The organism is Pedobacter nanyangensis (assembly GCF_003313505.1).
Taxonomy (GTDB): Bacteria; Bacteroidota; Bacteroidia; order Sphingobacteriales; family Sphingobacteriaceae; genus Pedobacter; species Pedobacter nanyangensis.
In genome coordinates this window covers 88,882-111,953 of record NZ_QMHO01000010.1, presented here as the reverse complement: position 1 = coordinate 111,953, position 23,072 = coordinate 88,882, and the positions used below count along the sequence as shown (strand labels likewise).

Below are 23,072 nucleotides of genomic sequence, written 5' to 3'. Positions count from 1 at the left end.
GATATATCCATTTCAAGGTTTATCTTTGTTTCAAGATAATTTTGGTAAATTATAAATGGATCGTATCAATATCAAAAAGTTGGCGGAGGCGCTTAATCTCTCAAAGTCTACAGTGTCTAGGGCTTTTAGGGATCACAGTGATATTAAACCACACACCAAAGAAAGGATATTGGCGAAGGCTCGTGAGCTAAACTACCAACCCAATCATTACGCTAGCAACTTAAGGGAGCAAAAAAGTCGCACTATTGCGATCATTGTTCCAGAGCTGGCCAATAACTATTTTTCGCAAGCCATACATGGTATAGAGCGTATTGCCCGTAAACACGACTACCACATTTTAATTTACGTAACAGATGATGACTACCAAAAAGAGGTAGATTTTATCAGGCACTTGCACAATGGTAGGGCTGATGGCATCATCATGTCTGCCTCTGGTGAAGCTAATGATCATGCATATTTGAACAATTTGGGCCCAAAGCGCTTACCTTTAGTGTTTTTTGATAGAATTTACGAGGATATTGAAGTGCCAAGGGTAATTACAAATGATTATGACAGCAGCTTTAAAGCTACGGAACATTTAATACAGCAGGGTTGCAAAAGAATTGGTTACCTGGTAGTAAACAAAAATCTAAGTATCGGTAAAACACGTATGAGTGGCTACCAAGATGCCTTGGGCAAATACAATATTCCATTTAATGAGAAGTTGGTAGTAGATTGTAGTAACAGTTACGAGGAAAACGCACTAATTATTAAGACAGCGCTGCAAGAATTGAAACCAGATGGGATATTTGCTGCTGTAGAACGCTTGGCGTTCGCTACCTATTATACTTGTTTCGATTTGCAAATACGTATTCCTGAAGATCTCAAAGTAATAGGTTTTTCGAGCCTTGAGATAGCCCCTTTGCTTAATCCATCGTTAACAACAATGACACAACCGGCCACAGAAATAGGTGCGCAGGCGGCACAGTTACTTTTCAATATTTTGGAAGGAGAAGAGGCTGTAGAAACTATCCAAGAAGTGGTGCTCAAGTCAAAGCTTTACAGTCGTAAGTCTACTGCGAAATAATCAAGTTTTTTGCGAAACTTTTTTGAGTTTAATTTTTCAATTTTTTTCTTCACTTAGTGTATTTTAAGAAGAATTATCGTTTTTTTTCGGGAACGTTCCCGAAAAAAGCAATCAAATTATCTCTTAAAAAACGGGAACGTTCCCGTTAATTAGTGTATGAAAATACTAAGTGTTTAAAATACACTTTGTTTTTATTTTATTTATATTAAAATATTGATTATAAGTTATTTATATTTTTTATTTAGGCATTATTTACTTTAATTATTTCTTTGCTAAGTGTGTTTTTTAGGAAAAATAAATAACTGGTTTTGGTAGGTGAAAATTAATTTTAAAATAAATTTTGATTACTACTTTCTACTTGTAAATTAGTGCTTAGTGTATTTTAACTAAAACTCTAACCAAATTTATTAATCAAATTAAGCCAAAGTATGAAAATATTTTACTTGCTAAAACGGGGGCTTTTGATGCTACTGATGCTAGTAGCGTTGCAGGTTCAGGCGCAAACCGGAGTAATTTCTGGAAAGGTGCTTGATAATACGGGTCAGCCTTTGCCCGGTGCCTCTGTTTTTATTAAAGGAACAACAAAAGCAACTTCTACTGATAACGATGGCGTGTTTCAGATTAGTGGCTTAACCAACGGTGATGTGACCTTAGAGGTACGTTCAATCGCCTTCAAAACCTTAGAGCGCGTTGTAAAGGTGTCCGGCAGAACAGAAGTGACTTTGACCTTACAGTCTGACAACCAAATGTTAGACGACGTAGTGATTGTAGGTTACGGCACCCAAACTAAACGTCAGGTTACTGGGGCTATCTCAAAAGTTACTGGAGAAAAAATAACCGCATTGCCAACACCAAGTTTCGAAGCTAGTTTGCAAGGCCAGGCGCCTGGCGTTCAGGTTACTCAGGGTAGTGGTTTAGCAGGTAGCGGCTCGGTAATACGTATCAGGGGTATCGGTTCAATCAGTGCAGGTGGCGATCCGCTTTATGTGCTAGATGGTATTCCAATCACTGCTGATCCGTTCATCGGTGGAAATCGTGGCGCAATGAACCAAAATCCACTAGCCACCATCAATCCAAACGACATTGAATCTATTGAGATCTTAAAGGATGCCGCTGCAGCTGGTATTTACGGATCTAGAGGTGCTAACGGTGTAATTTTAATTACTACAAAAAGAGGAAAAGCGGGCAAAAAGCCAACGGTAACACTTTCTAGTAAATACGGTTTAAGCACGTATGCCAATAAGCCAACTTTTGCCACAGGCGAGGAATGGTTGTCATTACGTCAAGAAGCTTGGACCAACGATGGCAACACTGGCTTAGCACCTTTGCCGGGCGGCTTAACTTGGGACCAAGCTCGCCAAAACAATACAGATTGGTGGGGAATTGTAACTGAAACCGGAAAATCTAACGACCAGTCAATTTCTATAAATCAAGGTTCAGAGAAAATTAGTACTTATTTCTCTGCCAACTACAGCGATAACAATAGCTTCCTAAAAGGAAATTCATATGAGCGTTATGGTTTTAGAGCCAACGTAGATGTAAAACCAACCTCGTATTTTGCTACGAACATTAACCTCGCCTACGATAACGGTACTAACAATCGTGTAAATGCGGCTTGGTCTGGTGGCTTGGGAGAAGCGATGTCTACCGCATTACCAATTTTTCCTGTGTACAATGCTGATGGTAGCTTCTTTTCTAACGGAGCAAATCCGGCAAGAAACCTCGGATTACTAGATTGGAAAACAATCAACAAACGTTTAATCGGTGGTGTAACTTTCGAATTGAAGCCTGTTAAAAACCTTAGCCTAAAAGCTATTGGTAACATGGATAATTTGGACATTCAAGACAACGTATTTTCACCTGCTGAACTTGTAAATAGAACCAGAGGACAGGCCTCTACTTATCCAGTGCAGGTTTTTAATAAAACAGTAACTGGAACGGCAACTTACGATTGGGCGTTAAATACAAACAATAAAATCACCTTCTTAGCGGGTATAGAAACTCAGTTCTCTGATAGACGCTTATACAGAGATGGTATTTTTGGAGATGCAGACGCTAGATTTGATGTGGATAGGGCTAGCTATTATCAGGCCTTAAATGCAGCTGCTGCCAGCAACAGTTTAAATTATTTTAATGGAATTGGTAGAGACAGATTTTCATCTGTGTTTGGCCGTATCAACTATTCATACAAAGATAAATATTACTTACAAGGTGTAATACGTAGAGATGGTTCATCTAAGTTCGGTCCTAACAATAAATACGGTTACTTCCCTTCAGGATCTGCTTCGTGGTATATCAGTCAGGAAGATTTCTTGAAAAATAATAAGGTTATCAGTAATTTGAAATTGAGGGCTAGTTACGGTTTAGTGGGAAGTTCTAACTTTCCAAGTGGTGAGTATTTTCAACAGTTTACAGCAGGTTCGCCATACAACGGCCGCCCTACATTATTTCCAAAAAACGTTCAAAACCCAGATTTGAAATGGGAGGAAGGTCAAAACTTGGACCTTGGTATTGATTTTGGATTATTTAATGGGCGAATTAGCGGTGAGTTTTCATACTACCGTAAAAAAACAACGGATGCATTGCTGAATGGTGCTATTTCTCCATCAACAGGATTTGATGGCGCATGGATTAACGTTGGAGAAATTCTAAATGAAGGTTACGAATTTGCATTAAACACTGTTAATGTTGAAACTAAAGACTTCAAATGGGTTACTCGTTTCAATGCCTCTAAGAATTTCAACGAGGTTTTAAGTTTGGGCGGTTACAGTCCAGATGCTGTTGGCGGTGGTACCAATGATACTCGTATCGCCGTAGGTTATCCAATTGGAACAAACTATCTGGTAAGATACAAAGGTGTTGATCCTAATGACGGCTTGCCAATTTGGTTAGATAAGGATGGCTTTGAAACAAAAACCTTCTCGTTAGATAACCGAGTACCAGTAGGTAAGATACTGCCAGATTATTTGGGTGGTTTAACTAATACATTTAGCTACAAAGGATTTGAATTAAATACCTTATTTACGTTTGCAATTGGAGGTAACCTGTACGACAGTTCGGCAAAACGCCAGTTAGGTGTAGTAACAGATTGGAACATTAGGGAAGATATTGCAGATCGTTGGAGGCAACCAGGAGACGTAGCAAGGTTTCCACGTTTAACTATGAACGCGAGCAATTACCCGGGCTTATCAAGCGAATGGCAATACAACTCTACGATGTTCCTGTACGATGCTTCTTTCGTTCGCTTAAGGGAAATTACATTGTCTTATAGCTTGCCAACCAAAGCCATTAGCAAATTAAGACTTCAGAACTTGAGATTATTTGCAACTGGTATGAATTTGTTGACTTTCACTAAGTATCCAGGTGGCGATCCTGAGATTGCCCGTGATTTCGAAAATCCGCAGGATAGAAACATGAGCCCGAACGTTACTTATTTGACTACACCTCAGCAAAAATCAATCACTTTCGGTTTAACAACATCATTCTAACCAAATAAAGCATTAAAGAAATGAAAATTGAGTATAACAATATATGGAAATCATTCATTGTACTTACTGTGGTGGCAGGTTTTGGTACAGGATGTAAGAAATTTTTAGATGCACCCCCAGTGGATGCGATAACTAAAGAAGTTGCTTTAGCTGATCAAGAAGGATTAGTTAAAGAGATGAATGGAGCGTACCAAATTGTAGGTGGTGCAATGTTTGGCGGTAAAATACAAGTCATGAATGAACTAATTGCCGACCAATTAGACGGCTCGCAACTAAGCGCAGATTTTGGCGAGATCTATGGCAGAAGAAGCTCGGTTTTTGGAGCTTACAAAAATGATTTATATCGAGATATTTATCAATCTATTTATAGAGCTAACGTAGTTCTAGAAAACTTAGCTGTTGCAAATACACTTAAAGATAATCTAGAAGGACAAGCTCGATTTGTAAGAGCAATTAGTCATTTCGAAGCGGCTAAGTTGTGGGCACAACCTTACGGCTATACTGCAGATAATAGTCATTTAGGTGTCCCGTTGAGATTAAAGACAGAAGCAGTGGCAGGTTTCAGGTCTACCGTAAAACAGGTGTATGACCAAATCATTGCCGATTTGAAAATAGCAGAAGTAAAACTACCAGATGAGAATGATGGATATGCTACTAAATGGGCAGCTAAAGCATTGTTAGCAAAGGTGTATTTCCAAATGAACGATTTCACCAATGCATATAAATACGCTAACGAGGCAATCTCTTCTAATAAATTTACATTAGATACCTACGCATCAAGATTTTCAGAAACTGGATCAAAGGAAAGCATTTTCAAAATCATTAGCAGCAGGGGCACGTTTGAGGCGGGTGGCGAGTTGAGAGGCCAATTCCGATCGGATTTTAATTTGCCAACCCTGCGTTTTAATACCGCTTTTTGGAATACGGTAAATACCACAAATGATGTGAGGAAGGCATGGTTCGAAACCGTGAAATATCCAGGTTTTATCGCCATTAAAAAATACAACAGCGATCGTTTTGAAATTCCCGTACTTTATTTAACCGACATGAAGTTGATTAGGGCAGAGTCGGCTGCAGAATTGAACACCAGTTTAAATATAGCTGTTCAAGACATCAATGACATTTTAGCTCGGGCCTATGCAGGCACCAAATCAATTCCAGCTGGTTCATCCGCTAGTTTAATTAGAACCAATGCAAGGTTCGAACGTAGCATTGAAATGGCAGGTGAAGGTAACCGACTATCAGAAATTAAACGTATTGGCGCTAAAGGTGAGAACATCGACAGACGTGGCGCTGTTTGGAACTGTGGCGGTATGATCTTACAGTTTCCTCAAGGTGAAATGGCTGCCAGCGACATTTTCGTCCGTAATCCAGAAGGTGGTTGTAACTAAATTTAGATAAAGATGAAGACATTAAAATATTTTACAGTATTGGCGGTTGTCCTAAGCGTTTTTGGATGCAAGCCAGAAGACTTTGGCCCTATTACAACCAAAGTGGAAGTAGTAAAACAAATGCAGGGAACTTGGGGCTTAACCAAGGTTACACAGGTAGACCAGGACGCAGCTACCAAAGGATTTCCTTATAAGGAGTTGGATATTACCAGCATATATCCTTACAAAGATTTAACCATTGCGCTGCTTGGCGATGCTAGCGGTACACCAACAACCTTTACCATTACCAACGGTAATGCGCCTAAAATTGCAGATTTAACTTCTGGTACTTGGACGGTAGATGATGCAACAGCACCGTCCGCAATTACCCTTAAAAATGGCACAGTAACCAATATATTAAAATTGGGTTCTTATGCTGGTTTAAGCAGCGGTAAGTTTTACTTAACCAAAAATAAATCCATCAATGGTAAAGTAATCATTTCTTACAAATACGAGTTCACTAAAAAGTAACATCATGATGAAAAAGTTTTTATTATCAACCATATTTAGTTTATGTACGCTTTGGGCATTTGCTCAGGTAACTTTTAGTCCGGCGTCGTTTACTGCAGAAGATGAGGTAACCATTACCTTAGATGTTTCTAACACGCCGTTGGCAGGGATGAACGATATTTACATTTGGGCTTTCTCTAATGATGGTGTTGGAGGCGGTAAAGATGCTATCGTAAATGGCCAGTGGGGAAATTCATCTGAAGCGGCCAAGCTTACTAAAATCGCAACCAATAAATTTACCTTTAAGTTTATTGCTACAACATTGTTTGCACAAAGCCCAGCAGAGCTAATTAACTTTGGTTTTTTGGCCAAAACAAAAGACGGTTCCAAACAAACCCAAGATTTTAAGCCTTACAAGTTCGATCCCTTGGTGTTTTCGCCATCGCAGTTCAGAATATTTCCTTCCAAGCTAGATCAGACCGATATGGCTACGGTCTATTTTCATCAAGACTTGGCAACTGATCAGAATTTGCAGCGTATGTTCGATGTGAAAGTGACCATCACTTTCTTCGATGGGGCTGGTAATCAGTTCGCCCAAAGGGCAAACATCACTGCAAAGAAAGAGTCTGATAAATTGTACTCTTATTCTTTTATTCCTGAAAAGCTAATTACGCTTCCTGCAGGAACAACGCTGTCTAAATTTAGCTATCAGTTTTCGGGTAATATTAAAGACGCTACAGGGACTAACGTAGTAACTACTGCACCTGTAGTTGAGGTAGCTTATTTAACCTTTAATTAATATTGATATGAAGAATAAACTATTTTTTTTATTACTGTCAGTATCGGTAATAATTTTTGGATGTAAGAAAATTGATTTCGACGACCAATCTAAGGGCGAGGCCTTAGGTGCTTTTAATTTAACGGCACCTCAAAATAACGCTATATTGGTGTTAAATAGTGCAACCCCTAATGCTCAGGTGCAGATTACTTGGACCGCGGCTAAGCCCGGTGTATCAACTGCCTCAACTTACACATTTATAGCGGCGCTTAAAACAGGTTCTTTAACACAACCCTTGCTAGAAATTCCAGCAGACAATGATGGGAAAACCAATAAACTGACACTAACACAAAAACAGTTAGACGATGCTTTAAAAGCAAAGGGAATTGCTGATGGTGTTAAAACAGATTTGATTTGGAATGTAAGGGCTGATAACGGCACTAAAAAAGAAGTAGCAAGTGCAAACTACAATATCTCCATTACTCGTTTTGGAGATGGTATCAGTAACTTCCTACTTTATGGTCCGGTCTCTTCAGCTAACAACGTAGAGATTAACCCTAACTCTACTACAGATTTGATCACTTTCAAATGGCAAAAGGCTTTCCCTGGAAAATCAACCAGTCCAGTAACCTACAAAATAAAGTTTGCTCGCGAAGGAGAAAGTTTTGATACACCAATTTTCGAAGCGGCATCTAACAATTCGGGAGCTGACTCTACTTTTACCATCAGCTACCAAGCGATGGATCAAATGTTAAGCTCAAAAGGTTTTACAGATCAATCATCGGCTGCTAAATTGCAATGGACAGTAGAAGCAAAATCTGGCACTTATATTAAAAATTCTGATTACGTTAATAACCTAAGCATAGTTAGGGAAGTAAAATTGTTTATGGTGGGTGGCGCAACGCCTATTGGATGGAATCCAGCTCAGGCCATTCAAATGATTGCAGATAAAAATCTGTCGGGAACGTTCTATGCCTACGTGTATTTAACACAAGACGGTATGAAGTTTTTAAGTGAAAACACCGACTGGAGCACACCATCTCAGAAAATTTACGGCAAGGGCGCAGCAGACGGAGAATTATTACAAAGCGGGGGCAGCGGCAATATCGATATACCTGTAGCTGGCTATTATCGCGTTAGCGCCGATTTGAAAAACAACAAATACTACATACAACAAGGTAGGATGGGTGCTGTAGGCGCTGCAACAGTTGCAGGATGGAACCCTCCTAATGTTTTCCCTACCCAAGGCTTAACTTTAATTGGAACCAATAAATTTATGGGCTTCGTAAACTTAACTGCAGGCGAACAGTGGAAATTTGTAGACGGTGCAGCATGGGGCGACGGTACGGCAGCGGGATCGAAAGATTTTGGTAAAGTGAAAAACACCACAGATGGCTCCATTACACAAGGCGATGCCGACAATATGACGGTTCCAGGTGCAACAGGTTTATACCGTTTAATTTGGGACGGTACTAATATCAAAAACCTAAAATATCAAATCACTACTGGAACAGTTTTCTTAATTGGTGCAGCGACAGCTGGCGGTTGGGATAATAATAATGCCGCTTTACCTGCAATGATTTATCAAGGCAGCGGTGTGTGGCGGGTAACCACCAACTTAACCGCAGGCGAATTTAAATTCTTATTGCAAAAAGGAACTTGGGATTATACTTATGGCCCAGGTACAGCAGCAGGTACGATTACCGATGGTGGCGGCAATATGAGCGTGGCAACTTCTGGTAATTACACCGTTACGTTAAATGAGTTCGACAGAACTTATACAATAGTTAAAAATTAATCGATATCAGATACCATTTTCGGCATAAATCTTTGCCGAAGATGGTATTCTTTCTTTTCTTGTTTTTTTTGCCGATATGCACAGATATTTTCTTTCCATATGCTTTCTTTTTATAGCGATAAACCCAACTTTTGCACAACAAAAACCTGTGTTAGCTGCAGGCAGTGTTACCAATACAACTATTGCAGGCCAAAGTGTACGCTTTGTAACCGACAACGCCTTTGGAGAAGTAACTGTTTATTCGCCGAGTGTAATTAGGCTGCGTTTAGATAAAAAGCAATTGGCCAAAGATTTTTCTTACGCTGTCATTGCCCAGCCTCAAAAAACAAACGTAAAAATCAGTGAAGATGCTAATGAGCTTACGCTAGCTACAGATTCGGTTAAAACCATTATTAAAAAGAAACCTTTTTCGGTAGCTTTTTTTACCGTAGATGGTAGGTTGATCAATCAAGATGAGCAAGGTTTGCAAAACTCTTGGGTAGCAGAAGAAGTAACAGCTTATAAGCAGCTGCAACAAGGTGAGCGTTTTGTAGGTTTGGGCGAAAAAACTGGTAACCTCGATAGAAGAGGCAATGGATATACCAATTGGAACTACGATGCTTACGGCTATTCTACCGGTCAGGATCCTTTGTATTCATCAATTCCATTTTACATCGGTATTCATAATAATTTAAACTACGGCATCTTTTTAGACAATACCTATCAAACCGATTTTAATTTTGGTGCAAGTAACAATCGTTTCTCTTCTTTTTCTGCACAAGGTGGCGAGCTAAATTATTATTTCATTTATCACACGCATCTGGCGGATGTTGTAAAATCTTATACCAACCTAACGGGAAGAATGAAAATGCCACCATTATGGAGTTTGGGTTATCAACAAAACCGTTACAGCTATTATCCGGAAACAGAAGTAATGCGTATTGCGCAAACGTTAAGGGAAAAGAAAATCCCTGCAGACGGTATTACGCTTGACATTCATTACATGGATCAGTATAAGCTATTCACTTGGGATCGGCAGCGTTTCCAAAATCCCTTAGCGATGAATAAAAAGCTAAAGGAGATGGGTTTTAGAACTACGGTTATTGTAGACCCGGGTATTAAAGTGGAAAAGGGCTATGAAGCTTTTGAGGACGGCGTGAAACAAAACATTTTCGTGAAATATACCGACAGTAGCAATTTCACGGCACAGGTTTGGCCGGGCTGGTGCCATTTTCCAGATTTCACATCCCCTTTGGGTAGAAACTGGTGGCACGAAAAAATTAAGTTTTTTGCCAATACCGGCGTAGATGGAATTTGGAACGATATGAACGAAATTGCCAGTTGGGGTCAAAAAATGCCATCAAATATCATTTTTAATTACGATGGTGCATTGGCAAGCCACAAGCAGGCACACAACGTTTACGGCATGCAGATGGCTCGTGCAAGTTTCGAAGGCATGACACAGGCCACTAATAAGAGGCAGTTCAATTTAACAAGGGCCGGTTATGCAGGTTTGCAACGTTATACTGCCATTTGGACTGGCGATAACCGATCTGAAGAAGATCACATGTTATTGGGCGTACGTTTAATGAACAGTTTAGGCTTAAGCGGTGTAGCTTTTACCGGGATGGATATTGGCGGGTTCACTGGAAACCCATCAGTGAGTTTGTATGCACGTTGGATACAAATCGGTGCATTTAACCCTTATTTCCGTAACCATGCTGCGGTGAACAGTAAATCTTCGGAGCCATGGACCTACGGCGAAGAAGTAACAGAAATCTCTAGAAACTTCATTAACCTGCGTTATCGATTGTTACCTTATTTATATTCGACCTTTAACGAAGCTACACAAAATGGAATGCCGGTAGTAAGAAGTTTGGCACTGGAAAATGCCCACGAAGCAAAAGTTTTCGACGGCAAATTCCAGAACCAATTTATGTTTGGGCAGGCATTTTTAGTAGCACCTTTCGAAAGCACGAAAGAGTACGGGGCAGTGTTTTTTCCAAAAGGCACCTGGTACAGCCTTTATGACGATGCTGCGCAACTTGGCAATACCGAGAAAATTTTTCGCTTAAGCGTACAGCAATTGCCCGTGTTTGTAAGAGGTGGCAGTATTGTGCCAATGCAATCTTTAGTACAAACAACAGCCGAAAAGCCAACGGATACGTTGGTATTGCACATCTATAAAGGTGACCAAAACAATAGTTTCACGTATTATGAAGACGATGGCGAAACCTATAATTACGAAAAAGGCGATTACTATAAACGTTTAATCAGTTATGATGCAACGCAGCGTAAAATTATATTTAACAAAGTTGAAGGCAATTTCAAGTCTAAATTTAACTTGCTAAAGTTAGTGTTCCACGGGTTTGATGACAAGGATAACATACAAGCATCTGGAAGTTTAAAAGATGATTTTGTGTCCTTAATTGCGCCAATTTCTAGGTTCGATCCGCAAGGTACTGCCAACCCAACTATTGGTTGTAAAGTAAAAAGTTTAACCATTGCTAGCAAAGTTTCACAATTCGAAATCAAATATTAGATGATGAAAAAAGCCTTATTATTCCTGTTTTTGGCTATTCCGTTTGTACTTGTTGCGCAAATGCCAAAACTTGAAAGGGTAGAACCAGCTTTTTGGTGGGCAGGTATGAAAAATCCAAAACTGCAGCTGTTGGTTCACGGTAAAGACATCGGCAAAACAGAAGTAAAAATTGAAAATACTGATGTAACGCTAGAAAAGATAAACCGGGTAGATAATCCCAACTACCTTTTTTTAGACCTATTAATTTCGGCTAATGCCAAAGCCGGAAAGTTTGAGATTTCATTTAGCTATAACGGTAAAAAATACGCTCAATATACTTACGAACTTAAAGTACGGAATGCTGGTCAGCAGCAGTTTCAAGGCGTTACCAATAAAGATTTTATCTACCTTATTATGCCAGATCGCTTTGCAAACGGCGATAGCAAGAATGATGTGGTGAAGGGAATGAACGAAACAGCCCTAAACCGAGATAGCATGTATTATAGGCACGGCGGCGACTTAAAAGGCATTACTTCGAAGCTTGATTACCTGCAGGAACTTGGCGTAACTGCCCTCTGGTTAAATCCGGTGCTAGAAAATAACCAGCCCAAAACCTCGTATCATGGCTATGCCAACACAGAAAATTATAAAATAGATCCGCGTTTTGGCACCAACGAGGATTATAAACAACTCGTGATAGATTGCCACCAACGTGGTATCAAAATGATCAAAGATTTAGTGCACAATCACTTCGGTACCGAACATTTTACCATCAAAGATATGCCTACTAAAGATTGGGTGCACCAATGGCCAAACTATACCAAAACTACTTACAGGGAGCAGGTGCATTTTGATCCGTATGTAGCCAAAAGCGATAAAGACTTGATGCTTAATGGATGGTTCGATAGACATATGCCAGACCTGAACCAAAACAATGAATTTGTAAAAAATTATTTAACGCAAAGCCACATTTGGTGGATAGAATATGCAGATCTAGACGGTTTTAGGCTAGACACCTACGCTTACAACGATGCGAAATTTATGGCCGAATGGGGCGAACGCATCATCGAGGAGTATCCAAAATTTACCTTTTTTGGTGAAACTTGGGTGCATGGGGTGCCTAATCAGGCTTTTTTCACTAAAGGGAACAAAATCAATCAGGGCTTGGATACGCAATTGCAAGGCGTAACCGATTTTCAAACGCTTTGGGGCATTAACGAAGCCTTAAATGGGAAATTCGGTTGGACTGACGGCGTGGTGCGCTTGTACAACACCCTTGCCAACGACTACATGTACGAAGATCCGACACGGAATGTGGTTTTCTTGGACAATCACGATATCAGTAGGTTTTATTCTGTGGTAGGCGAAGATTTTGATAAATACAAGTCTGGCATTGCCTGTTTGCTCACCACCCGTGGTATTCCACAGATGTATTACGGAACTGAAATTCTGATGAAGAACTATGCCAACCCAGATGGTTTGGTGCGAAGCGATTTTGCAGGTGGTTGGCCAAGCGATAAGATGAATAAATTCGTGGCTTCGGGCCGTACCGAAAAGGAAAATGATGCCTTTAATTACGTGAAAAAATTGGCCAACTACCGTAAAAACAACGAGGTGCTGCAAACTGGAAAGCTGATTCAGTTTATACCAGAAGACGGCATTTATGTGTATTTCAGGTATAACGATGCTAAAAAAGTAATGATGTTGATGAATGGAAATACCGAAGCAAAAACATTAAAGACAATACGTTTTAACGAAATGATTTTAGGCAGCAAAAAAGCCAAGAATGTAATCACGGATGAGCTGTTGAACGACATTACTCAAATCAATATCCCAGCAAAAACCACTTTGGTTTTAGAACTACAATAATTACGTAATAACAATACATACACAAAATGAAGATCAAAGCTTGCCTTTTCGATTTAGATGGTGTGCTGGTAGATACGGCAGTTTATCATTTTAAAGCCTGGAAAAAATTGGCCAATACTTTAGGGTTCGATTTCACCGAAGAGCAGAACGAACAACTTAAGGGAATTAGTCGTATCGAGAGTTTAAACAAAATCTTGGACTGGGGAAAACAACAAAAAACGGAAGAAGAGAAAATCAGCCTTGCTACGCAAAAAAATGATTGGTACGTAGCCATGATTAACCAAATGACACCGGCGGAGGTGCTTAATGGAACAGTTGACTTTCTTTCGAAGGTTAAAAACGCAGGCTATTTAATCGGTTTGGGCTCGGCCAGTAAAAATTCCGCAATGATTTTAGATAGAACCAATTTAACACATTTTTTTGATGTCATAGTAGATGGGAACGTGGTAAGCAAATCTAAACCAGACCCAGAGGTATTCCTAAAAGGAGCCGAATTACTCCGGGTTTTGCCCCAAGAAGCATTGGTTTTTGAAGATGCTATTGCTGGAATTGAAGCCGCCAATAGGGCAGGAATGAAAAGTGTAGGTATCGGCCATGCCGAAATATTAACAGAAGCTACTCTGGTAGTGGCAGATTTAAGTAAACTGTCTATTGCGCATTTGCACCAAATGGACGAATTATAAAAAAGTATCAGCAATAAAATGAAGAATTATATCAAAGCGCATGAATGGAACATTATCGAGGAAGGTTTTGATCCACATTTGAACAAGATTTCTGAAAGTATTTTCAGTCTAGGTAATGGACGGATGGGGCAACGAGCCAATTTCGAGGAAAGCTATTCTGGCGAAACACTTCAAGGAAACTATGTTGCTGGTGTTTATTATCCCGATAAAACCCGGGTAGGCTGGTGGAAAAACGGCTACCCTGAATATTTTGCTAAGGTGCTTAATGCCACCAATTGGATTGGTATTTTTATTACCATTGATGGTGTGGAATTAGACTTGGCAAAAGCTGATGTTACCGAGTTTTCGCGTGTGCTACACATGAAAGAAGGTTATTTAGAACGCAATTTTAAAGCAACTCTGCAAAATGGCTATGAGGTAGGGGTGAAGGCCTTACGTTTTTGCAGTATTGCTGATGATGAGGTTGGCGCTATCCATTATCAACTTAAAGCGCTAAATTTTGATGGGCAATTGACCGTAACATCATACCTAGACGGCGACATAAAAAACCAAGACAGTAATTACGACGAAAAATTTTGGGATTTTGTAGCTGATGCAGATGAGCAAAACGCCTGCTATTTGACACTGAGGACAAAGAAAAGTGGTTTCGAGGTTTGTACCGGGGCGCACATCGCAATAGCTAAAAATGGCACAAACCAAGACTGCGAACTTCAAACCATCCGTAGCGAGAAATATATTGGACAGCAATTTAATTTAGCTTTGGCCAAAGGCGATGAAATTACTCTCATTAAAACAGCGGTAATTCTATCTTCACAAAATTACGATACAAGCAAGCTGTTAAACGCAACTAAAAAATCGTTGGAAGCTGCGGTATCTAAAGGTTTCGAACGGCTTTTTCAAGAGCAGCAGCAGGCTTGGGCTAAAAAATGGCAGGAAAGCGATATCGTAATTGAAGGCGATGTAGCAGCCCAACAAGCCATCCGCTTTAATATCTTTCAATTATTTCAAACCTATACCGGTACCGACGATCGTTTGAATATTGGGCCGAAAGGATTTACGGGTGAGAAATATGGTGGCTCTACCTATTGGGATACTGAAGCGTATTGCGTACCGTTCTATCTGGCAACTGCGCCGCAAGAGGTAAGTAAAAATTTGCTAATCTATCGCTACAAACAATTAGACAAAGCCATAGAAAATGCCCAAAAACTAGGCTTTACCGATGGTGCGGCTTTATACCCAATGGTAACCATTAATGGCGAAGAATGCCATAATGAGTGGGAAATTACCTTTGAGGAAATACATAGAAATGGTGCTATAGCTTATGCTATTTTCAATTATATTCGTTACACCGGCGACACTGAATACCTAGCGCAATACGGATTGGAGGTATTAATTGCAATTGCACGTTTCTGGAAACAGCGTATTAACTGGAGCCAAGCTAAAAAGCAATATGTAATGCTTGGTGTTACCGGACCAAATGAGTACGAAAATAACATCAATAACAATTGGTACACTAACTATTTAGCCGTTTGGTGCTTAAAGTATGCCCAAGAGTCTACAAACTGGGTAAAGCTAAATCAGCCGCTACGCCATCAAGAATTGCAGCATAAGCTTCACTTTTCTGATGATGAATTTGCAACCTGGCAGCATATTGTAGAAAATATGTACTATCCTTTCGATGAGGCGGCTGGAGTGTACTTGCAACAAGACGGCTACTTAGATAAAGAACAGGTTTTAGTGAAAGATTTGCCAGCGGAAGATCGCCCATTGAACCAAAAATGGAGCTGGGACAGAATTTTACGTTCGTGTTTCATTAAACAAGCTGATGTTTTGCAAGGCTTTTACTTTTTTGAGGATGATTTTGATTTTGATATGCACAAGCGCAGTTTCGATTTTTACGAACCGCGTACAGTACATGAAAGTTCCTTATCGCCATGCGTGCACAGCATTTTGGCCGCCAAATTGCACGACGAAGCAAGAGCTTACGAGTTTTACCTTCGCACTTCACGCTTAGATTTAGATGATTACAATAACGATACCGAAGATGGTTTGCACATCACCTCTATGGCTGGTACGTGGATGAGTGTGGTAGAAGGCTTTGCAGGTATGCGGGTGCGTAACAACAAACTGATATTCAATCCGTTTGTGCCGAAAAAATGGCAATCTTTCTCTTTTACCGTGGGTTTCAGGGGCGCAACAATCAAAGTCAATATCAGTAAAGAGCAAATTCATATCGTTAATACGTCTAACCAGTCGATAGCCTTACAAGTATTAGATAAAGACTATCAATTGCTAGGTAACGCCGAGTTGCAAATATCAAACGCAGTTTTGGCCTAAAACTTTTAAAATGAATACGAAATTCGGTTTTACTTTAGTTTTTTTAGTTTTATTGATGATATCTTGTATAGAAAATCAACAATTGCAACCTGCGGACAAGAAGGATAATATCATTATTTATCAACTCTTGCCACGCTTATTTGGTAATGCTAATATCACCAACAAGCCTTTTGGTACCATAGCCGAAAACGGTTGTGGCAAGTTTAATGACATTAATGACAAAGCATTTGATGGATTAAAGGAGCTGAATGTAGATTACGTATGGTACACGGGCATAATTGCCCACGCAAGCCTAACCGATTACAGTCAGTTTGGTATTGCTACTGGCGATGCCGATGTAGTTAAAGGCAGAGCTGGATCACCTTATGCGATTAGAGATTATTACGATGTTGATCCTGATTTGGCAGTTGACGTGAACAAGCGCATGCAAGAGTTTGAGGCGTTGATTAAGCGTACGCATGATAAAGGATTAAAGGTATTAATTGATTTTGTGCCCAATCATGTAGACAGAAATTATAAGTCTACCGCTAAGCCAGAAGGTGTAGAAGATTTCGGCGCAAAAGATAATAAGGCTGTTACTTATAGCGCAACTAATGATTTTTACTATCTGCCATCCGAGGATTTTGTAGTTCCTGCAAATTCAAAATCAAGTGGTGCTTTGGCTACATTGCAAGACGGTAAGTTTGCAGAAAGCCCGGCAAAGGCAACGGGCAACAATGTGTTTGCAGCTCAGCCATCAGTAAACGATTGGTACGAAACCGTGAAACTAAACTACGGCGTAGAGTTTAGAAACGGAAAGGAAATCAAACATCTACAGCCAACGCCACCAGTTTGGTTAAAAATGAAAGATATTTTGGTGTATTGGGCAAAAAAAGGAGTAGATGGTTTTAGGTGCGATGTTGCAGAAATGGTGCCGGTAGAATTTTGGAGCTGGGTAATACCTGAAGTAAAAAAGGTAAATTCAAAACTGATATTTATAGGCGAAGCCTACAATCCAAAGGCCTATGCCCAATACGTAAATGAAGGCAAGTTCGATTATTTGTATGATAAAGTGGGCTTGTACGATGGTTTAAAACGTTTCGTTAAAGATGAAGCTTCTGCCAATATTAAAGAAATTCAGCATGTTTGGCAAACGGAAAGCAAGGGTTTCGACAATCAAATGTTACGGTTTTTAGAAAACCACGATGAGGAACGTATTGCATCCAAAGGTTTTGCGGGTGATGCGAAATTGGCCTTTCCGGCAATGGTTATTTCCGCCACATTAGGGAAAGGACCGCTGATGCTGTATTTTGGGCAAGAAGTAGGCGAGCCAGGTGCGGCTGCCGAAGGTTTTGGTGGCGATGATAACCGTACCACTATTTTCGATTATTGGGGTGTTCCCAACCATCAGCGCTGGTTAAACGGAGGTAAATTCGATAGTGCAAAACTTACTGTTCAAGAGCAGCAAATTCGAGAGTTTTATAAGAAGTTAACTACGATTAGGGCAACTAGTGATGCTGTCACGAACGGCGCAATAACCGAATTTCCTTTAACCGAATTTCCAAAAGCTTATGCTTACATTAGGCATAGCAATAAGCAGCGTATTTTAGTAGTAGCAAACTTTAGTCGTACGCAAAATGTAGAGACAGCCATAAATATTCCGGCGCAATTCATCAAAAAAGAAGGAATCGCTAAAGCCAAAGAGTTGTTATCGGGTAACCCAATAATTTTAGAAAAGAATAATATTACTTTGAAAATAGCGCCTTCATCGGCACAAATCATTCAGTTTTAACCGAACTAACCAAATTTTAACCTTTTATGAATCCTAAAAAAGATATCAAACCTGCACTAAGCATTTCTCAAATCATCAACATGAGTGTTGGTTTTTTTGGGATACAGTTTGGATGGGATTTGCAACGTGCCAATATGGGCCGTATTTATGAAAATTTAGGTGCCAATGCCGATGATGTGCCTTTGCTGTTTTTGGCAGCACCGTTAACGGGCTTGATTGTGCAGCCAATTATTGGTTACCTGAGCGATCGCACATGGCATCCTACTTGGGGCCGAAGAAGGCCTTATTTTTTCATAGGGGCGTTGATTAGTTCTGTTGCTTTAATTTTTATGCCACATAGCAGTGCCTTGTGGATGGCTGCAAGTTTATTGTGGATATTAGACGTATTTGGTAACGTGTCAATGGAGCCGTTTAGAGCTTTTGTGGCTGATAAACTTCCGGACAGTCAAATCAATCGTGGTTTTGTGATGCAAAGTATGATGATTGGTTTAGGCGGAAGTATTGCATCGGCCTTACCTTGGATATTTAACAATTGGTTTAAAGTAAGTAACGTTGCTGCCTTTGGTGGCGTTCCTCAAAACGTAAAATATTCTTTTTATCTAGGAGCGTTCTTTTTCTTCTCAGCTGTACTGTACACGGTACTTACCAGTAAAGAGTATCCGCCAACGGAAGAAGAATTAGCTGAAAATAAAAAGGGCGCAGGTTTTTTTGGTGGAATTTCGGAAATGATTGCCGCTGTTGGCAATATGCCGAAGCAAATGAAGGTAATTTCGTTAGTACAGTTTTTCACTTGGCCGGGCTTGTTCTTAATGTGGTTCTACTATACCACCGCCGTAGCCGTAAATGTATTTGGCGGCAAAGATGCTAGTGATCCGGTATACGCTGCTGGCGCCGATTTTGGAAGTCTAACGTTAGCGTTTTACAGCGTAGTTACCTTTTTATTTGCATTGGTACTACCCAAAATTGCTGATGCCTTAGGTAGAAAGGCTACACACTCACTTTGTTTGCTTTGTGGTGCCCTAGGCTTAATAAGCGTAGCTTGGGTGCACGATAAAAATATGCTTTATCTATGTATGACGGGTATCGGAATTGCTTGGGCAAGCATTTTATCTATGCCTTATGCCATGATTAGTGGCCACTTGCCAAAAGCGAAAATTGGAATTTACATGGGCATCTTTAATTTTTTCATTGTGTTGCCAGAGATAATTGCCTCTTTAGGTTTTGGTTGGTTAATGCGCCACGTACTGAACAATGATAGGCTTTTAGCGGTACAGTTGGGCGGCGGATTAATGATTTTTGCAGCCGTAATCTGTTATTTTTTGGTGAAGGATGAACGAAAGGCGAATGACCAATTAGCCGCAGAACTTGCGGTAGAAGAACATCGAAGCGTTTAAGAGTATATATGTTCCATCCCTGATGGAAGCCGAATTAGATGATATGAAAAGATATTTTTTATTACTGTTTTTAAGTGCCTGTTTAAGTTTTTCTTGTAAAAAAAGTAACGTAGGAGAAGAGCCTACACCAACGCCGCCTCCGGTTCTTCCACCTGTTTCAACAGAATTGCCAGCAGGCGCTAAAGAGGGTGTAGTATTTACAAACGGCGGTACATCGGCAATTTTTGTACTGTATGCACCAGGGAAAAACGCAGTGAGCTTAATGGGCGATTTTAATAATTGGTCGGCAACTGCAGCTAAAATGACCAAAACTCCTGATGGTAATTACTTCTGGATTAAGGTTGATAACATAGATCCGAACTTAGAATACAGCTATCAGTTTTTGGTGGATGACAACCTGAGAATTGCAGACCCTTATTGCGAAAAGATTTTAGATCCTGTTAACGACCCCTACATCACAGCAGCCACATATCCCAATTTAAAGGCTTATCCAACAGGTAAAACTACCGGAATTGTCAGCGTTATGCAAGCTAATCAGCCTAGCTATACTTGGAAAAACAATAATTTTGTTCGTCCGGCGAAAAGCGATTTGGTAATTTACGAGTTACTGATTAGAGATTTCACCAATGGACATACTTATAATTCAACTATTCAAAAACTAGATTATCTGGTTGATTTAGGGATTAATGCTATTGAGTTGTTACCCGTTAACGAATTTGAAGGTAATTTGAGCTGGGGTTATAACCCATCCTTTTATTTTGCTCCCGATAAATACTACGGCCCAAAAAATGATTTGAAGAAATTTATTGATGAGTGCCATGGCAGAGGAATTGCCGTGATTTTAGACATAGTGCTTAACCATTCGTTCAGTCAGTCGCCCATGGTACAGCTTTATTTTGATGGCAATAAGCCAACGGTTAACAACCCTTGGTATAATGTTGATGCCAAACATCCGTACAATGTAGGTTACGATTTTAATCACGAAAGTGGTGCTACCAGAGCCTTTTCTAAAAATGTGCTTAAGTTTTGGATGCAAGAATATAAAGTGGATGGCTTTAGGTTCGATTTGGCTAAGGGCTTTACTCAAAAACAGAGCAATGATGATGGAGGTTTCTCTGCATTTGACGCCGGTAGAGTAGCTATCTGGGACGATTATGTAGCAACAATGAAAAACATCGACCCTAATTTTTATATCATCCTAGAATTATTTGCAGATGATTCCGAAGAGCGTGCCTATGCAAACAAAGGTTTAATGATGTGGAACAATCTTAATCATTCCATGAACGAAGCAACGATGGGCTGGCTAACTTCGTCCGATTTTTCTAGAGGGGTGTTTGGCACACACGGTTTTACATCTGCCGACGGCTTAATTAGCTACGCCGAAAGCCATGATGAAGAACGATTAACCTATAAGAATTTGATGTATGGCAATGCAAATGGCAGTTATATCATTAAAAGCAACTTACCAACTTCGCTTAAACGGAACGAGATGGCGGCTGCATTTCTATTTTCGATGCCCGGTCCTAAAATGCTTTGGCAGTTTGGAGAGTTAGGTTACGATGTAAACATAGATTTTAATGGACGTACTGGCGATAAACCCATACGTTGGGAGTATTTTGGCGACAGTAATAGAAAAGCACTTTATAATGCCTTTGCTAGGTTCATTAAGATGAAGCAGAAAAACAGTGTATTTAAAAGTGCCAATTTTACCTACGATTTTTCAAAAGCAATTAAATACATTAAGCTTACAGATGCCAACAACACAGTAGTTGTAGTAGGTAATTTTGATGTAGCCGCACAAACAGCTGTTATTGATTTTGGTGCCGGAAATTGGTATGATATAAAAGGCGGTACATTGAATCTATCGTCAAATACATATAGCCAAACGATAGCCCCAGGAGAATATCATATTTATAGTAGAAATATGCTTCTTCATTAAGAAATCATTTAATTTTTTTCGAGTAAAATCCTTAGGCGGGTGGTGACACACGCCTACAGCGACCCGCTAGAGTTTGGTGTGCTTGAACTTGTTCCGATGTATCGGAAAACTCAACCTGTTAAATATTTATTCCATTTTTAAACGGTTTCTAAAAATGTTTTTATTTGTTAAACTTTAATTAGGTGTAAATGGTAGTTCAGAATTATAAGGAATAATTCGCAATTTGCCGTCTTTCCCTTTTTAAATACTGACGTTTTGCCTGCAATTAACTCTTTGCTACTCTCGTCGGTAACCCAAACATTCCTCGTCGTAAATAGAGCTTACAAAGTAAGGTAAAGCTCGTTTCTTGCTGTTACTAAATGTTTGTCGTCCAAAAGCTAACGTTAGTTTTAAAAAAAAAATACGTCGTCATAATGCTAGTGTCTGTATCAGAAATCACTTGATTTGCTAAGTTTTTATCATCTCCTGCTTTTTTTGATTTGTCCAATTTTCACAAGAGCCTCGCACCACGCTTGCTGCGTTTTATTTACTTCGTCGTAAGTTATGATGCTTTGAGCCCCTTCTTCAAAATAGCCTAGGCCCCAACTATTCTATCACTCGTTTCATTTCTGTTTTAATACTGCTTTTTTGCTCATTGGAGGTGTTTCGTTGGCAGCACAGAATGCTATGCAAATAGTTGTTAGTAATACACATAATTTTTTCATTGTTGTAGCCTACTTTTTAATACGGTGTTCGGCATTTCCGTTTATAGTTAGTAAACATATTTTTTATAGTATTACTATTATTTTTATTTAAAAAAAATATATTAAATTTGTATTTACTATATTTTTTGTTGTTTTACTTAATTGTTATACAGCATATATTTTATTTTTGCAGATGTAAAATAATATTGTTATGGAGTTTTTGTTGAAATTTAGGATAAACGAACATTTGTACTTGCGAAATCCCGAGAGTTCGGAGATAGGAAAGTCTATTATAAAAAATGCCATTAATTTAGTTTATGAGATAGGGTTTGAACAGTTTACTTTTAAGAAATTAGCGCAAAAGGTTGAGTGTACCGAGGCAACCATTTACCGTTATTTTTCTTCTAAACACAAGCTGCTGACTTATATCCTTAATTGGTACTGGAACTATTTAGAATTTGTGGCAAAAATGCGTTTGCAGCAAATAACTGATAGTACTGCAAAACTTAAGCTGATCTTAGAAATTATTACGCACAGTGATGGCTACAGTTCAGAAATACAAGAGTATGATTTACAGAAACTGCATCGTATTGTGATATCAGAAAGCAGTAAATCTTACTTGGTAAAAGAAGTGGATGAAATTAACAAGGAGTTTGTGTTTAATCCGCTTAAGAGTTTGTGCCAATTTATAGGGGAGATCGTTTTGGAAATCAACCCGAAATTTGCTTATCCCAAATCGTTGTCTAGCACGTTGATGGAAACGGCACACGATCAACAGTTTTTTAGTGAACATTTACCTAAACTTACAGACAATAAAAGTAGAACGCAGCATAAAAACTATGTGTTGGCCTATCTAAATGTATTGGCTTTCTCAGTAATTAAATAA

14 protein-coding genes are annotated in these 23,072 nt (G+C 39.5%); all 14 read left to right on the top strand.

All coding sequences use genetic code 11. The annotated features are described in order from the left end of the window. The first annotated feature begins 55 nt into the window (after positions 1-55). The 14 genes from DUT71_RS15405 (at position 56) to DUT71_RS15340 (ending at position 23,072) form a co-directional block, all read left to right on the top strand. Positions 56-1,066 carry a LacI family DNA-binding transcriptional regulator gene (locus tag DUT71_RS15405; protein ID WP_113663441.1) on the top strand — a complete coding sequence of 337 codons (1,011 nt, stop codon included), beginning with the start codon at positions 56-58 and terminating at the stop codon, positions 1,064-1,066. A gap of 428 nt (positions 1,067-1,494) precedes the next feature. After that, positions 1,495-4,554, top strand: coding sequence for a SusC/RagA family TonB-linked outer membrane protein (locus tag DUT71_RS15400; protein ID WP_113663440.1), 3,060 nt, complete (start codon positions 1,495-1,497; stop codon positions 4,552-4,554). Positions 4,555-4,574: 20 nt separating this feature from the next. Beyond that, positions 4,575-5,945 (top strand): RagB/SusD family nutrient uptake outer membrane protein, encoded by a 1,371-nt coding sequence (locus DUT71_RS15395; RefSeq protein WP_113663439.1) that lies wholly within the window; start codon positions 4,575-4,577, stop codon positions 5,943-5,945. 12 nt (positions 5,946-5,957) lie between these two features. Then, positions 5,958-6,455, top strand: coding sequence for a DUF5004 domain-containing protein (locus DUT71_RS15390; RefSeq protein WP_113663438.1), 498 nt, complete (start codon positions 5,958-5,960; stop codon positions 6,453-6,455). A gap of 4 nt (positions 6,456-6,459) precedes the next feature. Next, the gene (locus DUT71_RS15385; RefSeq protein WP_162796071.1) at positions 6,460-7,233 is read left to right on the top strand and encodes a hypothetical protein; all 774 of its coding nucleotides are present in this window, start codon (positions 6,460-6,462) and stop codon (positions 7,231-7,233) included. Between the two features lie 7 nt (positions 7,234-7,240). After that, positions 7,241-9,010, top strand: coding sequence for a SusE domain-containing protein (locus DUT71_RS15380; RefSeq protein WP_113663436.1), 1,770 nt, complete (start codon positions 7,241-7,243; stop codon positions 9,008-9,010). 76 nt (positions 9,011-9,086) lie between these two features. Further along, the gene (locus tag DUT71_RS15375; RefSeq protein WP_113663435.1) at positions 9,087-11,531 is read left to right on the top strand and encodes a glycoside hydrolase family 31 protein; all 2,445 of its coding nucleotides are present in this window, start codon (positions 9,087-9,089) and stop codon (positions 11,529-11,531) included. Then, on the top strand, positions 11,532-13,379 hold the full coding sequence (locus tag DUT71_RS15370; RefSeq protein ID WP_205313967.1) for a glycoside hydrolase family 13 protein: 1,848 nt from the start codon (positions 11,532-11,534) through the stop codon (positions 13,377-13,379). A 26-nt stretch (positions 13,380-13,405) separates the two neighbouring features. After that, a complete protein-coding gene (pgmB, locus tag DUT71_RS15365) occupies positions 13,406-14,062 on the top strand; it encodes a beta-phosphoglucomutase (protein WP_113663434.1) in 657 nt (218 codons plus the stop codon). Positions 14,063-14,080: 18 nt separating this feature from the next. Beyond that, the gene (locus DUT71_RS15360) at positions 14,081-16,399 is read left to right on the top strand and encodes a glycoside hydrolase family 65 protein (RefSeq protein ID WP_113663433.1); all 2,319 of its coding nucleotides are present in this window, start codon (positions 14,081-14,083) and stop codon (positions 16,397-16,399) included. A 10-nt stretch (positions 16,400-16,409) separates the two neighbouring features. Continuing rightward, positions 16,410-18,170, top strand: a complete 1,761-nt coding sequence (locus DUT71_RS15355; RefSeq protein WP_113663432.1) for an alpha-amylase family glycosyl hydrolase — start codon at positions 16,410-16,412, stop codon at positions 18,168-18,170. A 26-nt stretch (positions 18,171-18,196) separates the two neighbouring features. Further along, positions 18,197-19,564 carry an MFS transporter gene (locus DUT71_RS15350; RefSeq protein WP_113663431.1) on the top strand — a complete coding sequence of 456 codons (1,368 nt, stop codon included), beginning with the start codon at positions 18,197-18,199 and terminating at the stop codon, positions 19,562-19,564. A 43-nt stretch (positions 19,565-19,607) separates the two neighbouring features. After that, on the top strand, positions 19,608-21,503 hold the full coding sequence (locus DUT71_RS15345) for an alpha-amylase family glycosyl hydrolase (RefSeq protein ID WP_113663493.1): 1,896 nt from the start codon (positions 19,608-19,610) through the stop codon (positions 21,501-21,503). 894 nt (positions 21,504-22,397) lie between these two features. Further along, positions 22,398-23,072 (top strand): TetR/AcrR family transcriptional regulator, encoded by a 675-nt coding sequence (locus DUT71_RS15340; protein WP_113663430.1) that lies wholly within the window; start codon positions 22,398-22,400, stop codon positions 23,070-23,072.